Origin of the sequence: Paenibacillus sp. FSL R7-0179, from assembly GCF_038002265.1 — a bacterium.
Lineage (GTDB): Bacteria > Bacillota > Bacilli > Paenibacillales > Paenibacillaceae > Paenibacillus_AQ.
In genome coordinates this window covers 1,729,521-1,747,143 of record NZ_JBBOCC010000001.1, presented here as the reverse complement: position 1 = coordinate 1,747,143, position 17,623 = coordinate 1,729,521, and the positions used below count along the sequence as shown (strand labels likewise).

Here is a 17,623-nt window from a genome sequence, read left to right as displayed (position 1 = left end):
TAACAACTCCAATTCTAAGTACTGTGAATTTATTTTAAAATTTCCCAACCATGTTCAATATAAATAAGACCTTCTGAAAAGTATTTATTTACAACTGTAAAACTGACTACTTCCTGCTTATAATCTAAACATACTATACCTTCATTATTAAATAGACCCACATCGATATCGTAGGTACCCCCAAGTAATGGCAACTTAGGAATTATATACTTCACCCTGTGCCGCCCCAAAGTATTGGGTACTTCTACTTTTTCCAGGTAAGTATTAGGTCCAAAAATATATTCTCTGTCAGGAGTATACAACGCAACGCCAAGCAATAATCCTTGGATTACCTTGTCATATATTTCATATTCTACTTGTACTTCCACCTGATCAAAAGTTTTAAATTTATTTCCGTTGATATTGACTTTAGAAACTGAAGCTACAATATCGGGATTATTAGGGAAAATCATCTCCTCATCAATATCCCCTTCAAATTCAGTATCATTTATATTCGTGTTACTACTCTCAAAATCTTCGCTTTCGCTATTATATTTCATATAGTCCTCGTACATATCGACAATTTCACTGGACTCTCCGATTGCTTTAACCTCTCCATCTTTCAACCAGACAGCTCTGTTACAGAATCTTTTCACTTGTTCCGTAGCATGAGATACAAAAAGGATAGTCGTTCCGCCTGCCTTAAGCTCTTTCATTTTTTCAATACACTTCATTTGAAAACGCACATCCCCAACTGCCAATGCCTCATCAACTATTAGAATATCCGGATCAACATTGATAGCCACAGCAAACGCTAATCTCGCAAACATACCGCTAGAATATATTTTTACTGGTTGATCAATAAATGATCCAATGTCAGCAAAGTCTATAATTCCATCCATTTTTTTATCAATTTCGTTTCTGCTTAGACCAATCATCAGACCATTAAGATATATGTTCTCTCTACCTGTATATTCTGGGTTAAAGCCCGCTCCTAATTCGAGAATTGCAGACATTCTTCCATTAACTTGGATGGTGCCGCTAGTTGCAGATAATACTCCAGTTATCAGCTTTAACAAAGTCGATTTCCCCGAACCGTTTCTACCCAAAATACCGAGAGCATCTCCTTTATTGATTTCAAAAGAAATTCCATTTAAAGCATTAAAATTTTCATGATACTGCTTTCTATTAGGAAATACCGACTCTTTAAGACGATCTGTAGGCTTTTTATAAAGCTTATATGTTTTTACAACATCCTTAACTTCAATCATGATTCCCATTTTCTAACCCCTCTTCTTATATGACATCCGCAAAATGGGGTTTTAATTTCCCAAAGGTTTTAATACCTGCACCAAGAGCTGCAAAACAGAATAACCAGAAATAAAAAGTCTGATAAGGATGATTATAAAATGCTATATGTGAAATAAAGCTATCTCTAAAACCCTCTACAATGTAAAACATCGGATTAAGCTTAAAAATAAATAACCATGCGGAGGGTAACATAGTATAAGACCATCCTATAGGTGTAAACCAAAAGCCCATTTGTAGTACAATCATTATAATTTGATTTAAATCTTTAAAAAACAGAACTAACGCAGAACTAAAGATACTGATTGAAATCACTAATACAATAGAACAAAATACATAATAGATGATTTGAAGATTAAATATTGAAGGGAAATATCCGTAAACGCTATAAATTATAAAAATAAAGATTAAAAAGAAAATATGAACAAAAAAGGCAGATGTAATCTTAACCATAGGCAACAATTCAATTTTAAATACGACCTTTTTGACGAGATAACTATATTCGGAGAATACATTCGTCGCACTAGAAAATGCCTCTGAGAAGAAGAACCAAGGTACTATTGCAACCAAGAACCAAAGAATAAATGGCATTTCTGAAACATTCCCACTTCTCAACCCTACCTGAAATACGAACCAATATGTGGCAATTGTCATCAATGGTTGAATAAATCCCCATGTTACTCCAAGATATGATGAGGCATACTTAGTTTTGAAATCATTTCTCGCTAAATTCATCACCATACTTCTACCTAAATAATTCATTTTTATGAAGTGTAATACGTCTTTAATAGTTAAACAGACAAAGCTTATTAAAAGCCCTACTAAACAACTCACAAAAATATTAATTATATTTTTAATTAAAGATGTCCCTTGTAAACTCTCATCAATTACAGATTTAATCGAGAAAGCGATATATGGGTCTCCCCCCTGGGTTATGAGCGATAAAGATGTTTCATTTTTAGACGAAGTTTCTAATTGATTTTCATCGTATGCTAAGTTTTGCAAATCCATCTTCACATTTATATTTCCACTAACAACCAAATTTTTCATATTCAACGTTGTAGCCTTAGTACCAAAATCGAGTCGTACGTTGGTTGCGTTTTTAGGTAATTCTACCTCCATATTCACCCATTCAAGAGTTTTTACGTATGGAATATGGACGGACTTCTCTTCAGACCATTTCTCTTCAGAATTAGTTAAGTAAAACAACTGGTAATCATCTGCGACATCTGACTTAACTTGAAAGCTTATATTAATTTTCGCACTATCAGATTGATAATTTCTCACAAAACCAAACATAATAAATGAAAAAATTATAAATAATAAAACAAAGACTATTTTTTTGCGATTCATCAATATAACGTTCCTTTCATCCATTTACTTTTACTCACCAAGAGACTTACTTCAGAAAATGAGCCCATACACTATGTTCAATAAGTGAACATAGGCATAGGCCAAGTAATCTTATTTTCATTATTAAAATGCGTTGCTAATGGTATTAGGAAGACGATATCAATAAAAATATGCTAAAATAACTCTTAGCTTTTGTATTTTCGAAAAAGGAGATTAAAAACGTGTCGAAACCAGTATACGGTAAAAATGCGGTTCAGTCGAGAAATGTTGAAAAGATATCCAGTTACATATGGGCGTTAGCGATAGGGTTCATTGTTTTTTTGGTCTGGGCTCCGTTTCAAGTGGGATTATTTAATGGGCAGCAGATTGACTTCGAAAAGCCGATCTATCTGTCTTCGCTGCTCAGTAGCCTATTGCTGCTGGTGTGGGTAGGCTTGTACTTCACGAAGTACAAGCTGGAGGGACAGCGTGATCTGCTGGCTATGGCCTCGCTGCTGCTACCTGCTACTTATGCGTTGTCGCTTATTGGCGCTGCTTCGCATTATATGGCGATGAACCTGCTGTTTGTTCAGAGCATGTATGTCGCAATATTCATTATAGCGTTATATTTGCTCCAGCAAAAGCAACTAAATGTTGTCATTCAAAATGCCATTCTGGCGATTGCTTATTTCATCGTCGGTTTCGGTCTGCTGAACTGGCTTGGCAGCTGGAAATTCGCCGGTGGGTTGGTGGGCTGGTTCTCCAACACGGTGGGTAATGGTAAATACTTGGATGCAGTCATGACGGATTCTAACGGGCTGCGTCTGACCTCCATTTTCCAATATGCCAATACTTATGCAGCCTTCCTCATGGCCTTCCTGTTCGTAGCGGTGTATGCTCTGGTCCGCTCCAAAAAGTGGTACGGTACGCTGACACACAGCTTCATGCTGGTACCGATTATTGTATCTCTGCTGCTGACCTTATCCCGTGGGGGACTTGTCATGCTGCCGGTAGTGTTCATCCTGCTCCTGCTGTTCTTGAAGCCTGCGCAGCAGATTCTCTGGATTATTCATCTTGCGCTATCTGGCCTGGCGGCTCTGCTGGTTACCAACCCGCTAACAACACTTGGCACAGAGTTAAATACGGCTTATACCTCATCAGCAGCACTTAAAGCCTGGGCCTATCTGATCGGAGCCTCGGCAGTGGTTGCTGCTCTGGGATGGTTGATTCAACGTTATGTTGCACCGTGGCTGCATGGGAAGCTCGGCGGCTCGGAAACACGCAAATTCACAGGACTATGGATTCCACTCGGATCAATCGTGGCTGTAGCTGTTGTTGCTTTCCTGCTGATTGGGACAGGCTTGAAAAGTGTTTTACCGGATAATATCGAGACGCGGCTGGAGAACATCAACTTCAAGCAGCACAGTGTACTCGAACGCTTTACTTTCTATAAGGATGCCATGAAAGTAGTGAAGGATTATCCGATTCTCGGATCGGGTGGGGGCGGCTGGTCTGCTTTATATGAAGAATACCAGAACAATCCTTATGTGAGCCGTCAGGTCCATAACTTCTTCCTGCAGTATTTGATTGAAGTCGGCATTGTCGGGTTCATTGTGTTTATGGGCTTTATCGGATTTATTTTCTACAAATATATCCGTGCTTACCTGAAGCGTGACAAGGATGAGTTCAATAACGGCTTCTTCTTCTACATTATTGCGCTGTCTATCCTTGTACACAGTCTGCTGGACTTTAATATGAGTTACGCGTTCATGGGTATTCTAGTGTTCATCGGTCTGGCTGGTATGGGTGCTGTAATGGATAACAAACCGCTCCGTCAGAACTGGAATAAAGCCGGCATTCGGATGGGATACATGGCTGTTCTGACCATCGGCACAATATTCCTGCTGTTCCTGTCGAGCAGCTACATCGGGTCCAGCAATGCTGCACTCAAGGGCAAAAACTTAGTTTCTGTGAGTACTTCCTATGAGGAGATCAAAACTCCGTTGGTCAAAGCATTAGATGCCCGTCCATACCATCCGGAAGCAGCATTATACTTGTCCTCTCTTGACATGCAGGTATTCAAGCAAACTCAAGATGAGCAGTATCTGGCTGAAGTATCCACTGTGTTGACGCGTGCTTTGAAAGATGAGCCTTACAATAAAAATCTATTGAATCAACTGGCCAGCTATTACGATCTGAAGGGCCAACCTGACATGGCGTTAGCAGTATACAGCGACAATGCCTACAAATTCAACTGGGATATCACCTGGTATGAGTCATTAATTAACCGCGCTCAGACACTTGCTGCAGCAGCTACTGAGCAGAAGGATGAAGCCAAGAAACAAGAATACCTCACGACCGGCCTGGATGCGTATAAGCATGTTGTGGATGGCGTGGAGCATTTGAAAACCTTGCCGCCTGAGCAATTGCAGGGCCGTCCGTTCTCTGTTACACCTACGATGGCATTGAACGCTGGCAGACTTCAGTTACTTACAGGCAATAATGAAGCTGCAGCCGCTGCCTTGAAAATGGGCTTCAACGATCAGTACTCTGATGTCATTAATAGCGCAAGTCTCTGGGATACCAACTGGTATAGCTTGCTAATTACTCGCGCATATGACTTGGCTCAACAGGCGTATACTCAGAAGAATGATGCCGATAAGACACTGCATTTGGAGATCGGACAGATAGCCTACAGACAAATAAGCTCAGATCTGCAAGCGAAAAATATTCCACTTGCTATTACGCTCAATGCTGGAAAAATCCAAGTAATGTCTGCACAAGAGCAGGCTCCAGCACTACAGACGGCCATATCTACCCTAAAGTCTGGATTGGGTGAGGATTACAGTGATCCAAATAATCGTGAGATTGCACGTTGGTACCTAGCGGCACTTGCAAAATCAGGAAGCGACCAAGATCAGGTGGTCTACGGAAAACTGATTGCAGCTGATCCTGCAGAAGCTGATCGGATAAATGAGATTGTTAATACCAACTTTAAGGACCTTCAATAATTTAAAAAAGCGAACTACTGTCTGAGTACAGTGGTTCGCTTTTTATATATTATTTGGTATACAGCCGTTCTTCCTGCTCAATAACTTCCTTCAAATACTCCAACAGCCCTTCCTTAAGCTCTTCATGCTGAAGCGCATAATGAATGGTCGTTTGGATGAAACCCATCTTCTCGCCGACGTCATGCCGTCTGCCTTCAAAGTCATAAGCAATAATCCGCTCTACTTCGCTTAAACGGGAAATCGCATCTGTAAGCTGAATCTCGCCACCTACACCTACCTGCTGTTCGCCAAGCATATCAAAGATACGCGGAGTCAGGATATACCTTCCCAGGATTGCGAGGTTGGATGGAGCGTCCTCACGCTTTGGTTTTTCTACAAGCCGGTTGGCTCTGTAGACACGTTCTGCTATTTCAGAACTGTCCACTACCCCGTAGCGGGACACCTCTTCCCAAGGCACAGGCTGCACACCAACAATGGATGATCTGTATTGATCGTATACTTCGATCATCTGCTTCAGGCAAGGCTTGTTCGACTCCACGATGTCATCCCCCAGCAGGACGGCGAAGGGCTCGTTACCGATGAACTTCCGTGCACACCAGATAGCATGTCCGAGACCGCGCGGTTCTTTTTGACGAATGTAGTGGATGTCGGCCATCTCGGAGGATTTGCGCACCGATTCCAGCAGCTCCCACTTCTGCTTCTCTGCCAGATTGAATTCCAGTTCGAATGAATTATCGAAATGGTCTTCGATTGCACGCTTGCCTTTACCTGTCACAATAATAATATCTTCGATCCCGGAAGCTACCGCCTCCTCCACAATATATTGAATCGTTGGTTTGTCTACGATGGGCAGCATTTCCTTGGGCATCGCTTTGGTCGCAGGCAGGAAGCGGGTTCCCAGACCGGCAGCGGGAATAATCGCTTTACGGATCTTCATCTCATGGCTCCTTTAACAGATATACTCATAATCTCAATTATAACAGTTCCTGCTGATTTTGGGCAGTATACTAAGGCAGGGACAAATAGGGACGATCGTTCCGGGTGTACACCCGGCGTTGACGGTCTCATTGGATGTTGATATAACAGCACTATAACAAGTATTTTGTAGAGGAGGATAGCCATGTTAGAATTATCCAGTCCGGTGTGGCAACAGCTTCACGGTCCTTTTGGTTCGTCCGAAGCGGTCCCTGGCTTGCTGCAACAGTTGCAGGAGGACTACACCGCAGAGGTTAAAGATGAGCTCTACTGGGAGCATCTGTTCCATCAGGACTCGATTTACAGCATTACTTATGCTGCTTTGCCTTATTTGTCGCAGCTTGCCAGGGAGTCGGATGATCCCGAAGTTCGAATGGATATCTATGCGAGCTGCGGGATCTTCGTGGCAAATCAGTTGACAGTCCACAGCGGAAATCTTCCTGCTGAATTTGCACATCAGAACCCGCCGCTTGCTGAGGAGCTTGTTCAAGAGATTTATACGGCCTACCTAACTGCCGTTGAACAACTGGGCATGCTGTCAGAAGAGATCTTTCGCTATGCGGAGGGGGCTCAAAAGGATGATCAGGAGAAACGATACATCCTAGCCGCAGATGCTGCTTACCGGGGAGATCGGGCAGTAGCGGGTATATTGTTGATCTATTCGGAAGGCGATGAATACATGGTCGGATGCCCGAACTGTTATGAGGAAATGTATATTTGGCCAAATGAGAACAGCCCCGGTATGACCGCCTATTCAGACGATCCGGTGTTCAACGGCAAGGAGAATGGTCAAGCTATTACGCCTTCCGAGATTGGCAGTGTCCGGCCGGAAGACAGCCCGTTAGCACGCCTGTGGCAAGCAGCTTATACCATCAAGAACGGTCAACTGCTGGAGCAACTTCCCTATCTGTGCGGCCATGTAAACTGTCCAGCCTGCGGTGAAAAGCTGGATATCTGGCCGGAGCTGTTCCCGTTGTGAGAGATGTATTTGGGTATAAGCATTAGTGGAATGGGGCCAGGATGCAAAAAAAGGACCCGGAAGAATAGCGGAGCCATCTGGTTGGATGGCTCCGGCTTCTGCCGGGCCTTTTATTATGGCCTTAGCCGGTTATGTGCGTGAAACACACGAAATCAGCCCTCTTGGGGTTGGGCCTGATTTATTTACTTCGCATTCACCAACTGCCCACGGGTTACCCCGAGCTGGTTAGTAGCCTTCAGGCTTTTCCAAACCTGGGTACCGGAGATTTCGCCACGCAGTGCGCGGCTGTAGAGATTAATGACCTCTGCTACCTGCTCTGGAGTTTCCTCCAGGAACTCTACACGGAAAGAAGCTACGCCTAACTCACGGAAGTTATTGAGGTATTCAGCGCCCGACTGCTCTACCGCGTTATAGACGGTATTGCGGCAGCCTTCGTCCACTCGGACGGGATGGGACATGCCGATCCGGTCCTGCAGCGAGGCCCGCTGCTCCTCACAAGGACGGCCGCAGTTGGTGTAGTCCGTGCCTTCACTCATAAAGGTACAGTAGACGCAGTGCTCTGTATGGAACATCGGCAGATGCTGGTGAATGACGACCTCCATGCGGGAGGTGTCGCTGTGCCCGAGCAGATCCACCATCTGCTGAATGTTCAGGTCATACGATGGTGTCACCTTGTCGAGGCCGGCGTCCAGGAACAGATCCACTGCCCGGTGATTGGCGATATTCAGTGAGAAATCGCCGATCAGCCGGGGATGCGCAGCCTCCGGGTGCTCCCTGCGGTGGCGCAGGTAATAATACAGCGCACCCGTGTTGCGGACCAGCACAGCATCCGGCTGCAGCCGCAGGATGTTGGCATGGTAGCCGTTCTCGTTCGGCATATGGATGCGCGGGGTGGCCAGCGCAATGCTGGCCCCAGCAGCCCGCACAGCGTCTACTGCCGCCGGGAACTGCTTGATGAACTCGAAATCGGCGTATATATTCGTTACGCCGGCTTCGAGCGCAGCCTGCACCTGCGGCAGGCTGCGGCACAGCGCGGTGAGCTCAGCTTCACCGCGACCCACAACCGCTGCGGCGCCCCTGCGGGAGGCGCCGCCGTAGACCTCTACCTCCCGTTTCACATACACGGGAGGCTTAGGGCGCTCGCCCGCAAGCAGCTCCACCGCCTGGCGGCGGATGCTGTTCAGCTCGCGCATGGGCACGATCACGTCGCCTTGCAGATGCGACTCCAGCGCTTCAAGCTGGAACAGGGTCCCGCCCAGGCGGCCGAATTGTTCTTCCAGCAGCGCGGTATCCATCGGACGCTTCTGCGCTGTCTCCAGCGCGAGCTCCGAATCCACACGGACAGTGACGTTCTTCTGAACGTCTGTCCACCAGGTCGTCAGCTTCTCGCCTGCGCAGCCCTGTACCCGCACATGAACCGGGAATACCCGGTACGGCTTCTCGGTCTCGTAGGACTGGCGCAGCGCCTTGTCGAGCGCCGGGTCGTTTGTCTTCCAGATGCGGTCCCCCACATGCAGACGGCGCAGATCGACGTCATTACGGCCAGGAACGATGTCAATAATCCAGCCTTCTCCGGCCTCACCCTCCAGCTTGACGCCCTTGCGCCGCAGATCATAGACTCGGCCGCCCTCTTCCTTCTTCGTCGGATCTCCGGCATCGAACACAATGCCGTCTCCGCGCTTAAGCGGAGCATGAATGCGGCAGACTACACCATCGCGCAGGATCTGTTCCACGGTGCCCAGGTACACCCCGCGGCTTTTCGGGAAGGTGCCATCGACTAACTTCTTATTATTAGTGCCTTCAAGGAAACCATTCGTGAACCCGCGTGAGAAGCTCTGTTGCAGCTCACGCATGTCTTCCTTCGAGGTCGGCGTCCAGTTACCTTCAAAATACTTATCAATCGCCTTACGATACTTACTGACCACATTAGCGACATATTCCGGGGTTTTGAGCCGGCCTTCGATCTTGAACGAGGTTACTCCGGCTTCAATCAGCTCCGGCATCAGGTCGATGGCGGCAAGATCCTTCGGCGACAGCAGGTAAGTCACATCGCCCATCGGCTTCACTTCACCGTCAATCATCAGATCATACGGCAGACGGCAGGCCTGGGCGCATTCCCCGCGGTTCGCGGAGCGTCCGCCCCACATCTCGGAGGTCAGACACTGGCCCGAATAAGACACGCAGAGCGCACCATGCACGAATACCTCCATCGGCAGGCGGGCTTGCTCGCCAATCGTGCGGATCTGCTTCAGATTATTTTCACGGCCGAGTACGACGCGTTCCAGCCCCCATGGCTTCGTGAATTCCACCGCTTCCGGCGAGGTAATCGTCATCTGAGTAGAACCGTGAATCGGGAAGTCCGGCGAGATCTCGCGGATCATCTGCACCAGCCCCAGGTCCTGAACGATAACGGCATCCACACCCGCGTCCACGCAGGCATCAATCAGTCCCTTGGCATCCGGCAGCTCATTCTCGAACACCAGTATATTAAAGGTCAGGAACCCCTTCACTCCATAGCTGTGCAGAAACGCCATAATCTCCGGCAGCTCGTCCATCCGGAAGTTGTTCGCTCTGGCCCGTGCATTGAATTTCTCTACGCCAAAAAAGACAGCATCCGCCCCGTTCGCCACCGCTGCACGCATACAGTCCCAATCTCCCGCCGGAGCCAGCAGCTCTACGTCTTCTCTGCGTATTCCTTGCTCTTTCATTTATATCCTCCCAAACCGCCTGTTCGGCGGGTCATTTACAGCTTTTTAACTTATTAATTGTATCAAATATCACAGCTGTCTGCCAGTAAAATAGAAACACTTGGATTTTGCTTTCCCTAGGGATCTATCTTAAAATAGGCCAGGAGCTCCCGCTTTAATAGACAAATGAAGAAGAACCAGCGTAAAATATGAATAGAAAAGAATAAATACGTAAATGATCTCATCGTTCCCAAAATTTATATGCAGCAAAAGGAGAGTTGAAACAGTTATGAAAGGCATAATTCTTGCGGGAGGAAGCGGAACCCGGCTATACCCTCTCACAATGGTAACCAGCAAACAATTACTGCCGGTCTATGATAAACCCATGATCTATTATCCGCTGTCCACATTAATGCTGGCAGGCATCCGAGAAATTCTTATCATCTCTACCGCTGAAGACACACCGCGCTTTGAAAATTTACTCGGAGACGGCTCCCAGTTCGGAATCTCGTTGCAATACAAGGTACAGCCAAGTCCTGACGGGCTGGCGCAGGCTTTTATTCTGGGGGAAGACTTCATCGGGAAAGACTCCGTAGCCATGGTGCTCGGAGATAATATATATTACGGCAATGGAATGACTAGGATGTTGAAACAAGCTGCCGATAAAACAAGCGGAGCGACTGTATTCGGCTACCATGTTCCCGATCCCGAACGTTTTGGTGTGGTGGAATTTGACGAAGACGGCAAGGTCCTCAGCATCGAAGAGAAACCGGAGCATCCAAAATCCAATTATGCGGTTACCGGCCTTTATTTCTATGACAACCGGGTAATTTCTATTGCTAAGGAAGTCAAGCCGTCGCACCGCGGTGAGCTGGAAATCACTTCGATTAATGAAGCCTATCTGAAGCTGGGTGAGCTGGATGTTGCTCTGCTTGGACGCGGATTTACTTGGCTTGATACCGGAACCCACCAGAGTCTGGTGGATGCCACCAACTTCGTCAGAACGATTGAAGACCATCAAGGGATCAAAATCTCTGCACCCGAAGAAATCGCTTTCATTAATGGCTGGATCACCAAGGAACATCTCCTGGAATGCGGGCATAAGCTGAGCAAGACCGGATACGGCCAATATTTAATTAAGGTCGCTACAGGTAAAATCCAATTTTAAACCATAGAAAGAGTGGATACAATGAAGTTTATCAAAACCCATCTGGAGGATGTTCTTGTCGTTGAACCGGCAGTCCTCGGAGACCACCGTGGCTGGTTCATGGAGACCTACAGCGAGGCTAAATTCCATGAACAAGAGCTTCGGTATCAGTTCGTTCAAGACAATCAGTCTTATTCAGCTGTAAAAGGTACTCTACGTGGGCTTCACTTCCAGCTTAACCCGAAGGCACAGACCAAGCTTGTACGGTGTACACGCGGTTCGATCTTTGATGTAGCTGTGGATATCCGTCAAGGCAGTCCTTCCTACGGCAAGTGGTATGGCATTGAACTCAATGCCGAGAATAAGAAACAGCTGCTCATCCCCAAAGGGTTCGCCCACGGCTTCATGACACTAACGGAGGATGTCGAGGTCCAGTACAAATGCGATGAGCTGTACGCACCCGAATGTGACGGCGGAATTCTTTGGAATGACCCCGATATTGCCATTGAATGGCCGATCGATGTAATTCCTGTACTGTCTGCTAAGGATGAACAAGCACCGCTGTTAAAGGATGTAAAGCATAATTTTGTTTATCAGGCTTAAGTAAAAATATTATTCGTTTGTTACAAAAAAACCGTCCCAGCTGATCAGCAGCTGGGACGGTTTTTTTCATATACTCCTACTCGTATTCTCCCCCTACTCCCCCACCCACCCAAACGACCCCAGCACCCGCTCCAGCACCGCCTGCTGGCTCGCCGTGGCGTTGGCGGTGTTCAGTGTGACAGTGAGCGTATAAACCACATCATTGCGGCTGAAGACGATGATCTTCGTGCCCACCGGGATGCCGCTCTTGGTCTGCTCAACAGTGAGTATCGTGGCTGGCATACCGGCGAAGGTGGTTTCTGTGACGCTTTTTACCTGTGGTCCCTTAGGGTCTTGCTTGGTGTTCTGGTAATAGCTCTGCAGCTGGCCGATGGCATATTCCGGCGTAACCTCGGGGCTGGCGTAGAGCTGGAACCGGCCGCCGGTGAAGCGGTATTCCACGCTCTGGCTCTCAAACAGATCCTGAACCGGGCTCCAGAGCCGCGGAATCTCAAGCTTATAGCCGTAGGTTTTGGAAATCTTGGTGACCGAATTCTGGCTGAGCTGGTTATAATCCTCTGACGCCAGGCGTCCGAAGTTGCTCTTGGTCTGGGCAAAATCAATATCGACCGAGTTCAGCACCTCTGTGAAGCGCGCCTGATCACTACTCTGCCCCGGCCCGGAAGCCGCAACATATTCAAAATAATAACGGTACCCGTTCTTCAGCAGCAAAATCTGGTATTCGGTGCTCCACCCGCTGCCCGGGTTAAGCCCGATCTCATTGATCAGCACCGGCTCACCGGAGACCTTGCCCGCTACGCTGTCCTTCAAGGTGTAAGCCTCAGCCACATAGGTGTCACGGAGCTGAGAACGCAGTTCCTCGTTCCAGCTTGCCAGCGTGGAGCCCGCAGGGGCGGAGCTTACTTTTACACGCAGATAACTTCCTTGCTTGCCTGCATAGTAGAGCTGCTGGTCATCTGCACTCCAGTCGGCAGGGACCTTAAGTGCAATCCCGTAATCATCGTTGTAGCCTGCGCGCAGGCCGTTGCGGATGGTGGAGAGATCGCGGATGCTCCGGTCGGATGCGTCAAAAGAGGGCTGAAACGAATTCAGCAGCGCCGCGTATTTGCCCAAGTCCTTATAATTCGCTGCATTATCATCTGTCAGATAGATCTCATACAGCCTGCCTCCGGCATAATATTGCCTGCCCTCCCAGAGCGCGCCGCTCGAATCCTTGCTCACAGTCCGGGCGTAAGGAACCTTGGCCTTAGACACAGCCTCCCGGTCGAGCACAATCTCCCCGCCCTCTTCCGAAGAGCGGACCAGATTCTCCAGCAGCCCTTCGGGATCAAGCGGAACGGCCAGCGGCGAAGCATGCACCTCCAGATAGTAACCGTTCTCTGCACTTGTAAAAGTCGCTACGCTCTCATTCCCTCCGCTGTCGCCTACCACCAGCCCTGGCGGATAGTTCATGCTCCACTCCAGATAACTGTTGCCGATCCGGGTTTTGCCGGCGTCACTGTCGATCCCGCTCTGCGCTAGAGCGTCTACTGCTGCTACCGGAGAAGATAGCGTAACCAGTACTCCTCCACCCTCCGCCGGAGCCATCCGCGCGCCGAGCACTTCAGCCACGAATCTCAGCGGCACCATCAGCACACCGGATACCATACGCGGGGGCGCGGCGAGCTTGATTTTGACGCCATCCTTCCAGGCAGTCGTACTGCCTATCGTCATCGCACCGGTATGCGGCCCGTACATAATCTTCACCACATCATCGCCTTGCAGGGAGACGGTGCTGCCGAAGGCTTTTTTGAAAATCCCCAGCGGGACCAGCAGCGTTCCATTCTCCGAAAAAGGCTTCGGGATCGTGACCGGCTTCCCGTTAACCGTTGCAGAAGCACTGCCCGCTTGAAGACTAAGCTGTAGCAGAGCACCCTCCGCCGCCTGGGCCTTTCCCACAGGAAATAGGCTGAGCAGCAACAAAAGGACTACAATAACAGTCACTCCGCGCCGTAGTTGTCCCGCCCTGCTTCCCGGCACGGCTGTATCTGCCGCCTCCTCACTCTGTCGTCTGATCATCGGTCTCCTCCTCCGTCTTAGCGGCGCTCACCAGAGGATCACCTTGTCCAAGAACAAGGCTTCTGGCCACGATATCGCCGTCACTCTGCATCAGCAGCTTGACCACTGCCCCCGGCTTGTACTGTCTGAATAACTCATTAACATCGACAAGTGAGGTTACCCGGTGTCCGTCTATGGCGTACAGTGCATCCCCCGCCGTAATTCCTGCCTTGCGTGCTTCTGCCGTAAGCACCTTTGTCACCGTCAAGGGCTCCTGCCCCGGCAGTCCGACAATCACGGGCCAGCTCTCCTCAAGCTCCACTCCAAGGCTCGGACGCCGCACCTCTCCATATTGGAGCAGCTGATTCATGATGTACTTCACCGTATCTGCGGGAATCGAGAAGCCCATATTCTCCACACCCACAGCTGCGAACTTCATACTGTTGACCCCGAGTACCTCCCCCTTCATATTGACCAGCGGTCCTCCGCTGTTGCCGGGATTGATCGCCGTATCGCTCTGGATCAGCCGGTACGCCGCATCCACCGAACGGTTGAGACCGCTGATTACGCCTACAGTAGCCGAATTTCTCAAGGAAAAAGAGATCGGCGTCCCAATCGCAATCACCTTCTCTCCTACCTGAAGATTGGCGGCGCTACCCGCGAAGGTTGCGGGCTTTAAGGCTTTGGCTTTGATTTTGACCAATGCAAGATCACTGAATTCATCCGAGTATGTATCTGTGATGTTATAGCTTGTCCCGTCTGAGGTGACCACTACCGCCTTCTCCAGCCCTGCCATCACATGAGCATTGGTAATGATCCATCCGTCTGCTCTGACGATAATGCCGGAGCCGTGGGTCAGATTGTAGCGGTCATCCGGCCCGCCGGTTTCTCCGCCCGCTTTGCCGATAATGCCGACAACAGACGGCGAGACTCTGCTTATGATCTGCGGAACCGGGTCTGCTGCTGCGGGCTGGCTCCATTGCCCCTTGCTCTCCTTTTGCACAATACCTGCTTGTCCGGCCTTCATTACGTTGACAGCCGCGCCTCTCTCAGCCGCTACTGTCCCGCTGTAGACCGCCCCATGAACAACACCGGCTGGACTTACGAATCCCGACAATACCCATAGCATCGTGCCCAGCAGTACCACCCTGCCCCGGGCTGTCCCGCTCCTCCCCATTCCCATGGCTCTCCCCTTCTTTCCTGCGCTGGAAGCATATAAATTCTTATCTTTAAAAAAAGACGCCTTTAGGATCGCCGCTGGCGGTAAAGGTGTCTTTAAGATGAGCTTGCCTCTGAGGTTATGTGTGCCTTACTCTAGCTGAACCAGTTCATAATCATTGCATAATCGGATACCACAAAAACCAGCAGGCTTACCACTGCAAAACCGATGGCAAATTTGTTCTTCTGCGGAGCTCTAAGCAGCCGGACCACACCGATAAGTATCAGGATCGTGAATACAATCATAAACGCATCGAAGGTATGAAATTTAGACGGTTCTTGCGCGGCAGCTTCTGCAAGCAGCATGGCAATCCCTCCCTGAGAGTGTTGTCAAGCAAGTTGCTCTAATCCATATCACCTTCTATGTTATCGTTACCATTTCCGTCACGCAATAGAAATATTTTAAAAACGGCGTATTTGTCACAAAAAATATTCCTCATGGCAAAACTCCGCCTCGGATTGGCGATATTTATCATTGACCGCTGTTGTATCTTTAGTTTTCAATGAGCCCATCCACCTCAATCCAGCCAACAGCTGCTGCTATCCATTCAACGTAAAAGCTTCTCACTAGAATATTACGGCAGACATGCTGTAGATATGCCTGTTTGGACTCGGTGGATTGGGTGGACTTGTCGGACCTCAGTACCACAAAATCACACTATTTTAACACCTTTAATTAAATCCTCATTAATGAGCGCTAAATCGCTATCCACCATCATCTTGATCAATTGTTCAAATGTAACCTCCCGTTCCCAACCCAGCTTTTCTTTAGCCTTGGAGCAATCCCCAAGCAGTAGATCCACTTCAGCAGGTCTAACAAATCTCTGGTCAACCACAACATAATCTTTCCAATCCAATCCTACATGCGTAAATGCAATATCTACAAGCTCTTCAATCGTATGCGTCTCCGCAGTCGAGATTACGAAATCATCCGCTTTATCCTGCTGAAGCATCAGCCACATCGCTTTAACATAATCGCCTGCGAAGCCCCAGTCTCTTTTGGCATCCAGATTCCCCATCCGGAGTTCGGTTTGCAGACCCAGCTTAATTCTCGCAACAGCATCAGACACTTTACGGGTTACAAATTCAATGCCACGGCGTGGCGATTCATGATTGAACAAGATTCCAGAGCAAGCAAACATGTTATAGCTTTCTCTATAGTTAACAGTAATCCAGTGACCATAAACTTTAGCTACACCATATGGACTTCGTGGATAAAATGGGGTCGTTTCTTTCTGAGGTGTTGCTAACACCTTACCAAACATTTCACTGCTTGAGGCTTGATAAAATTTAGCATCCGGTTTAGTCAAACGCACCGCCTCGAGCAAATGGGTAACACCCATTCCGGTAGCTTGGGCAGTTGCAACGGGTTGAACCCAGGAGGTTGCTACGAAAGACTGGGCGGCCAGGTTATAGACTTCATCCGGATCTGAAATGCTCACCGCTCTCATCAGTGACCCCAGATCCAGCAAATCCCCCTCAATAAATTCGATTTCATTCTTTAGATGTCCGATGTTATCCATAATTGGTATACTCGTTCTGCGGCGCAAACCAAATACTTTATATCCTTTTGACAAGAGAAGCTCTGCCAAATAAGATCCATCTTGTCCTGTAATCCCTGTAATTAGTGCATGCTTTGTCATTTTACGATCTCCTTTTTCAAAGGTAATTGAGCTTACTCATACCTATTAACAAAGCCTGACTAATATGTCTAAGCGCTTTCTTGTCCAGTATCCTTACAAAGCAGACTCATTGACGAGAATACACACGCCTGCTCCGAATCCATCTCGGGACTCATTATTAAGAAAGAACGGTGACTACTCCTTGAAATACATCGAATTTGGAATCGGAAATACGTGGTGGGTGCGAACAGAGATTGAACAGCCGGATGGCACGGAGGTCGAAATACAGGGTATCGTCCGGCCAATTATCTTCCGTTCCTGTTACATTCGCGTCTGGATCGGAAGAACCGTCTGGATTGCAGACTCACGGGAAGGATTCAAACGGGGATTTAAAGCATCCCGCCGGTTCAAAATCATCTTGGGCATCCGCAGTGAGCTGTAGCGGGGAGCTGATACTATAAATTGCTGATTGGGCAAAATTACTGCTTCGTGTGTTTTTGCTTACCGCCGTAGTGGGAGTGCGAGGGATATTCAGTGGAATTCGTACATTTATTTTGGCGAAACCCTTGCAATTATGATCAATAGCTGGAAAAACAACACTTCTTTAGTCCAATTTTCGCAGAATCTACAGAGTTCCATGGAGAGAAGTGGACTTTTTCCAACTCCGTTCGTTCAACACACCGTTCAGGCAGTATTAAGTGCCTTATTTCCAATTACGTCCGCTC

13 protein-coding genes are annotated in these 17,623 nt (G+C 48.1%); 5 read left to right on the top strand and 8 right to left on the bottom strand.

Going from position 1 to position 17,623, the window contains the following annotated elements:
* Positions 1–29 precede the first annotated feature (29 nt).
* Both MKX63_RS07580 and MKX63_RS07575 read right to left on the bottom strand, forming a co-directional pair.
* Positions 30–1,250 carry an ABC transporter ATP-binding protein gene (locus MKX63_RS07580; RefSeq protein ID WP_341016321.1) on the bottom strand — a complete coding sequence of 407 codons (1,221 nt, stop codon included), beginning with the start codon at positions 1,248–1,250 and terminating at the stop codon, positions 30–32.
* 25 nt (positions 1,251–1,275) lie between these two features.
* A complete protein-coding gene (locus MKX63_RS07575) occupies positions 1,276–2,640 on the bottom strand; it encodes an ABC transporter permease (protein WP_341016320.1) in 1,365 nt (454 codons plus the stop codon).
* Between the two features lie 221 nt (positions 2,641–2,861).
* On the opposite strand from MKX63_RS07575, the gene MKX63_RS07570 reads away from it, so the two are divergent.
* On the top strand, positions 2,862–5,630 hold the full coding sequence (locus MKX63_RS07570) for an O-antigen ligase family protein (protein ID WP_341016319.1): 2,769 nt from the start codon (positions 2,862–2,864) through the stop codon (positions 5,628–5,630).
* Positions 5,631–5,679: 49 nt separating this feature from the next.
* Here MKX63_RS07570 and galU read toward each other — a convergent pair whose 3' ends face one another.
* The gene (gene galU, locus MKX63_RS07565) at positions 5,680–6,567 is read right to left on the bottom strand and encodes a UTP--glucose-1-phosphate uridylyltransferase GalU (protein WP_341016317.1); all 888 of its coding nucleotides are present in this window, start codon (positions 6,565–6,567) and stop codon (positions 5,680–5,682) included.
* Positions 6,568–6,750: 183 nt separating this feature from the next.
* Between galU and MKX63_RS07560 the strand changes: the two genes are divergently transcribed.
* Entirely contained in the window at positions 6,751–7,584 is an 834-nt protein-coding gene (locus MKX63_RS07560; RefSeq protein ID WP_341016316.1) for a hypothetical protein, read from the top strand.
* A gap of 182 nt (positions 7,585–7,766) precedes the next feature.
* On the opposite strand, the gene MKX63_RS07555 is transcribed toward MKX63_RS07560, so the two are convergent.
* Positions 7,767–10,292, bottom strand: a complete 2,526-nt coding sequence (locus tag MKX63_RS07555; protein WP_341016315.1) for a DUF3656 domain-containing U32 family peptidase — start codon at positions 10,290–10,292, stop codon at positions 7,767–7,769.
* Between the two features lie 268 nt (positions 10,293–10,560).
* Here MKX63_RS07555 and rfbA point away from each other — a divergent pair, with 268 nt between their 5' ends.
* Together rfbA and rfbC are read left to right on the top strand one after the other, a co-directional pair.
* Positions 10,561–11,439 (top strand): glucose-1-phosphate thymidylyltransferase RfbA, encoded by an 879-nt coding sequence (rfbA, locus tag MKX63_RS07550; RefSeq protein WP_341016313.1) that lies wholly within the window; start codon positions 10,561–10,563, stop codon positions 11,437–11,439.
* A gap of 21 nt (positions 11,440–11,460) precedes the next feature.
* Positions 11,461–12,021, top strand: coding sequence for a dTDP-4-dehydrorhamnose 3,5-epimerase (rfbC, locus tag MKX63_RS07545; RefSeq protein ID WP_341016311.1), 561 nt, complete (start codon positions 11,461–11,463; stop codon positions 12,019–12,021).
* Between the two features lie 93 nt (positions 12,022–12,114).
* Here the strand turns inward: rfbC and MKX63_RS07540 are convergent, their stop codons facing one another.
* The 4 genes from MKX63_RS07540 to gmd all read right to left on the bottom strand — a co-directional run bounded on the left by MKX63_RS07540 (position 12,115) and on the right by gmd (position 16,919).
* A complete protein-coding gene (locus MKX63_RS07540; protein ID WP_341016310.1) occupies positions 12,115–14,079 on the bottom strand; it encodes a stalk domain-containing protein in 1,965 nt (654 codons plus the stop codon).
* Positions 14,060–15,241 carry a S1C family serine protease gene (locus MKX63_RS07535; protein WP_445323487.1) on the bottom strand — a complete coding sequence of 394 codons (1,182 nt, stop codon included), beginning with the start codon at positions 15,239–15,241 and terminating at the stop codon, positions 14,060–14,062. Before MKX63_RS07535 ends, MKX63_RS07540 begins: the two co-directional genes overlap by 20 nt.
* Positions 15,242–15,372: 131 nt before the next feature.
* Positions 15,373–15,582, bottom strand: a complete 210-nt coding sequence (locus MKX63_RS07530; protein WP_036721132.1) for a hypothetical protein — start codon at positions 15,580–15,582, stop codon at positions 15,373–15,375.
* Between the two features lie 347 nt (positions 15,583–15,929).
* The gene (gmd, locus tag MKX63_RS07525) at positions 15,930–16,919 is read right to left on the bottom strand and encodes a GDP-mannose 4,6-dehydratase (protein WP_341016309.1); all 990 of its coding nucleotides are present in this window, start codon (positions 16,917–16,919) and stop codon (positions 15,930–15,932) included.
* A 181-nt stretch (positions 16,920–17,100) separates the two neighbouring features.
* Between gmd and MKX63_RS07520 the strand changes: the two genes are divergently transcribed.
* Positions 17,101–17,340: a DUF3977 family protein gene (locus MKX63_RS07520; RefSeq protein ID WP_341016308.1), complete on the top strand. Its 240-nt coding sequence runs from the start codon at positions 17,101–17,103 to the stop codon at positions 17,338–17,340.
* The last annotated feature ends 283 nt before the right edge of the window (positions 17,341–17,623 follow it).

Excerpts from the sequence above, each read along its gene's own strand:
- MKX63_RS07580 (WP_341016321.1), bottom strand. The coding sequence starts at position 1,250 with ATGATTGAAGTTAAGGATGTTGTAAAAACATATAAGCTTTATAAAAAG.
- MKX63_RS07575 (WP_341016320.1), bottom strand. The coding sequence starts at position 2,640 with ATGAATCGCAAAAAAATAGTCTTTGTTTTATTATTTATAATTTTTTCA.
- galU (WP_341016317.1), bottom strand. The coding sequence starts at position 6,567 with ATGAAGATCCGTAAAGCGATTATTCCCGCTGCCGGTCTGGGAACCCGC.
- MKX63_RS07560 (WP_341016316.1), top strand. The coding sequence starts at position 6,751 with ATGTTAGAATTATCCAGTCCGGTGTGGCAACAGCTTCACGGTCCTTTT.
- MKX63_RS07555 (WP_341016315.1), bottom strand. The coding sequence starts at position 10,292 with ATGAAAGAGCAAGGAATACGCAGAGAAGACGTAGAGCTGCTGGCTCCG.
- rfbA (WP_341016313.1), top strand. The coding sequence starts at position 10,561 with ATGAAAGGCATAATTCTTGCGGGAGGAAGCGGAACCCGGCTATACCCT.
- rfbC (WP_341016311.1), top strand. The coding sequence starts at position 11,461 with ATGAAGTTTATCAAAACCCATCTGGAGGATGTTCTTGTCGTTGAACCG.
- MKX63_RS07540 (WP_341016310.1), bottom strand. The coding sequence starts at position 14,079 with ATGATCAGACGACAGAGTGAGGAGGCGGCAGATACAGCCGTGCCGGGA.
- MKX63_RS07535 (WP_445323487.1), bottom strand. The coding sequence starts at position 15,241 with ATGGGAATGGGGAGGAGCGGGACAGCCCGGGGCAGGGTGGTACTGCTG.
- MKX63_RS07530 (WP_036721132.1), bottom strand. The coding sequence starts at position 15,582 with ATGCTGCTTGCAGAAGCTGCCGCGCAAGAACCGTCTAAATTTCATACC.
- gmd (WP_341016309.1), bottom strand. The coding sequence starts at position 16,919 with ATGACAAAGCATGCACTAATTACAGGGATTACAGGACAAGATGGATCT.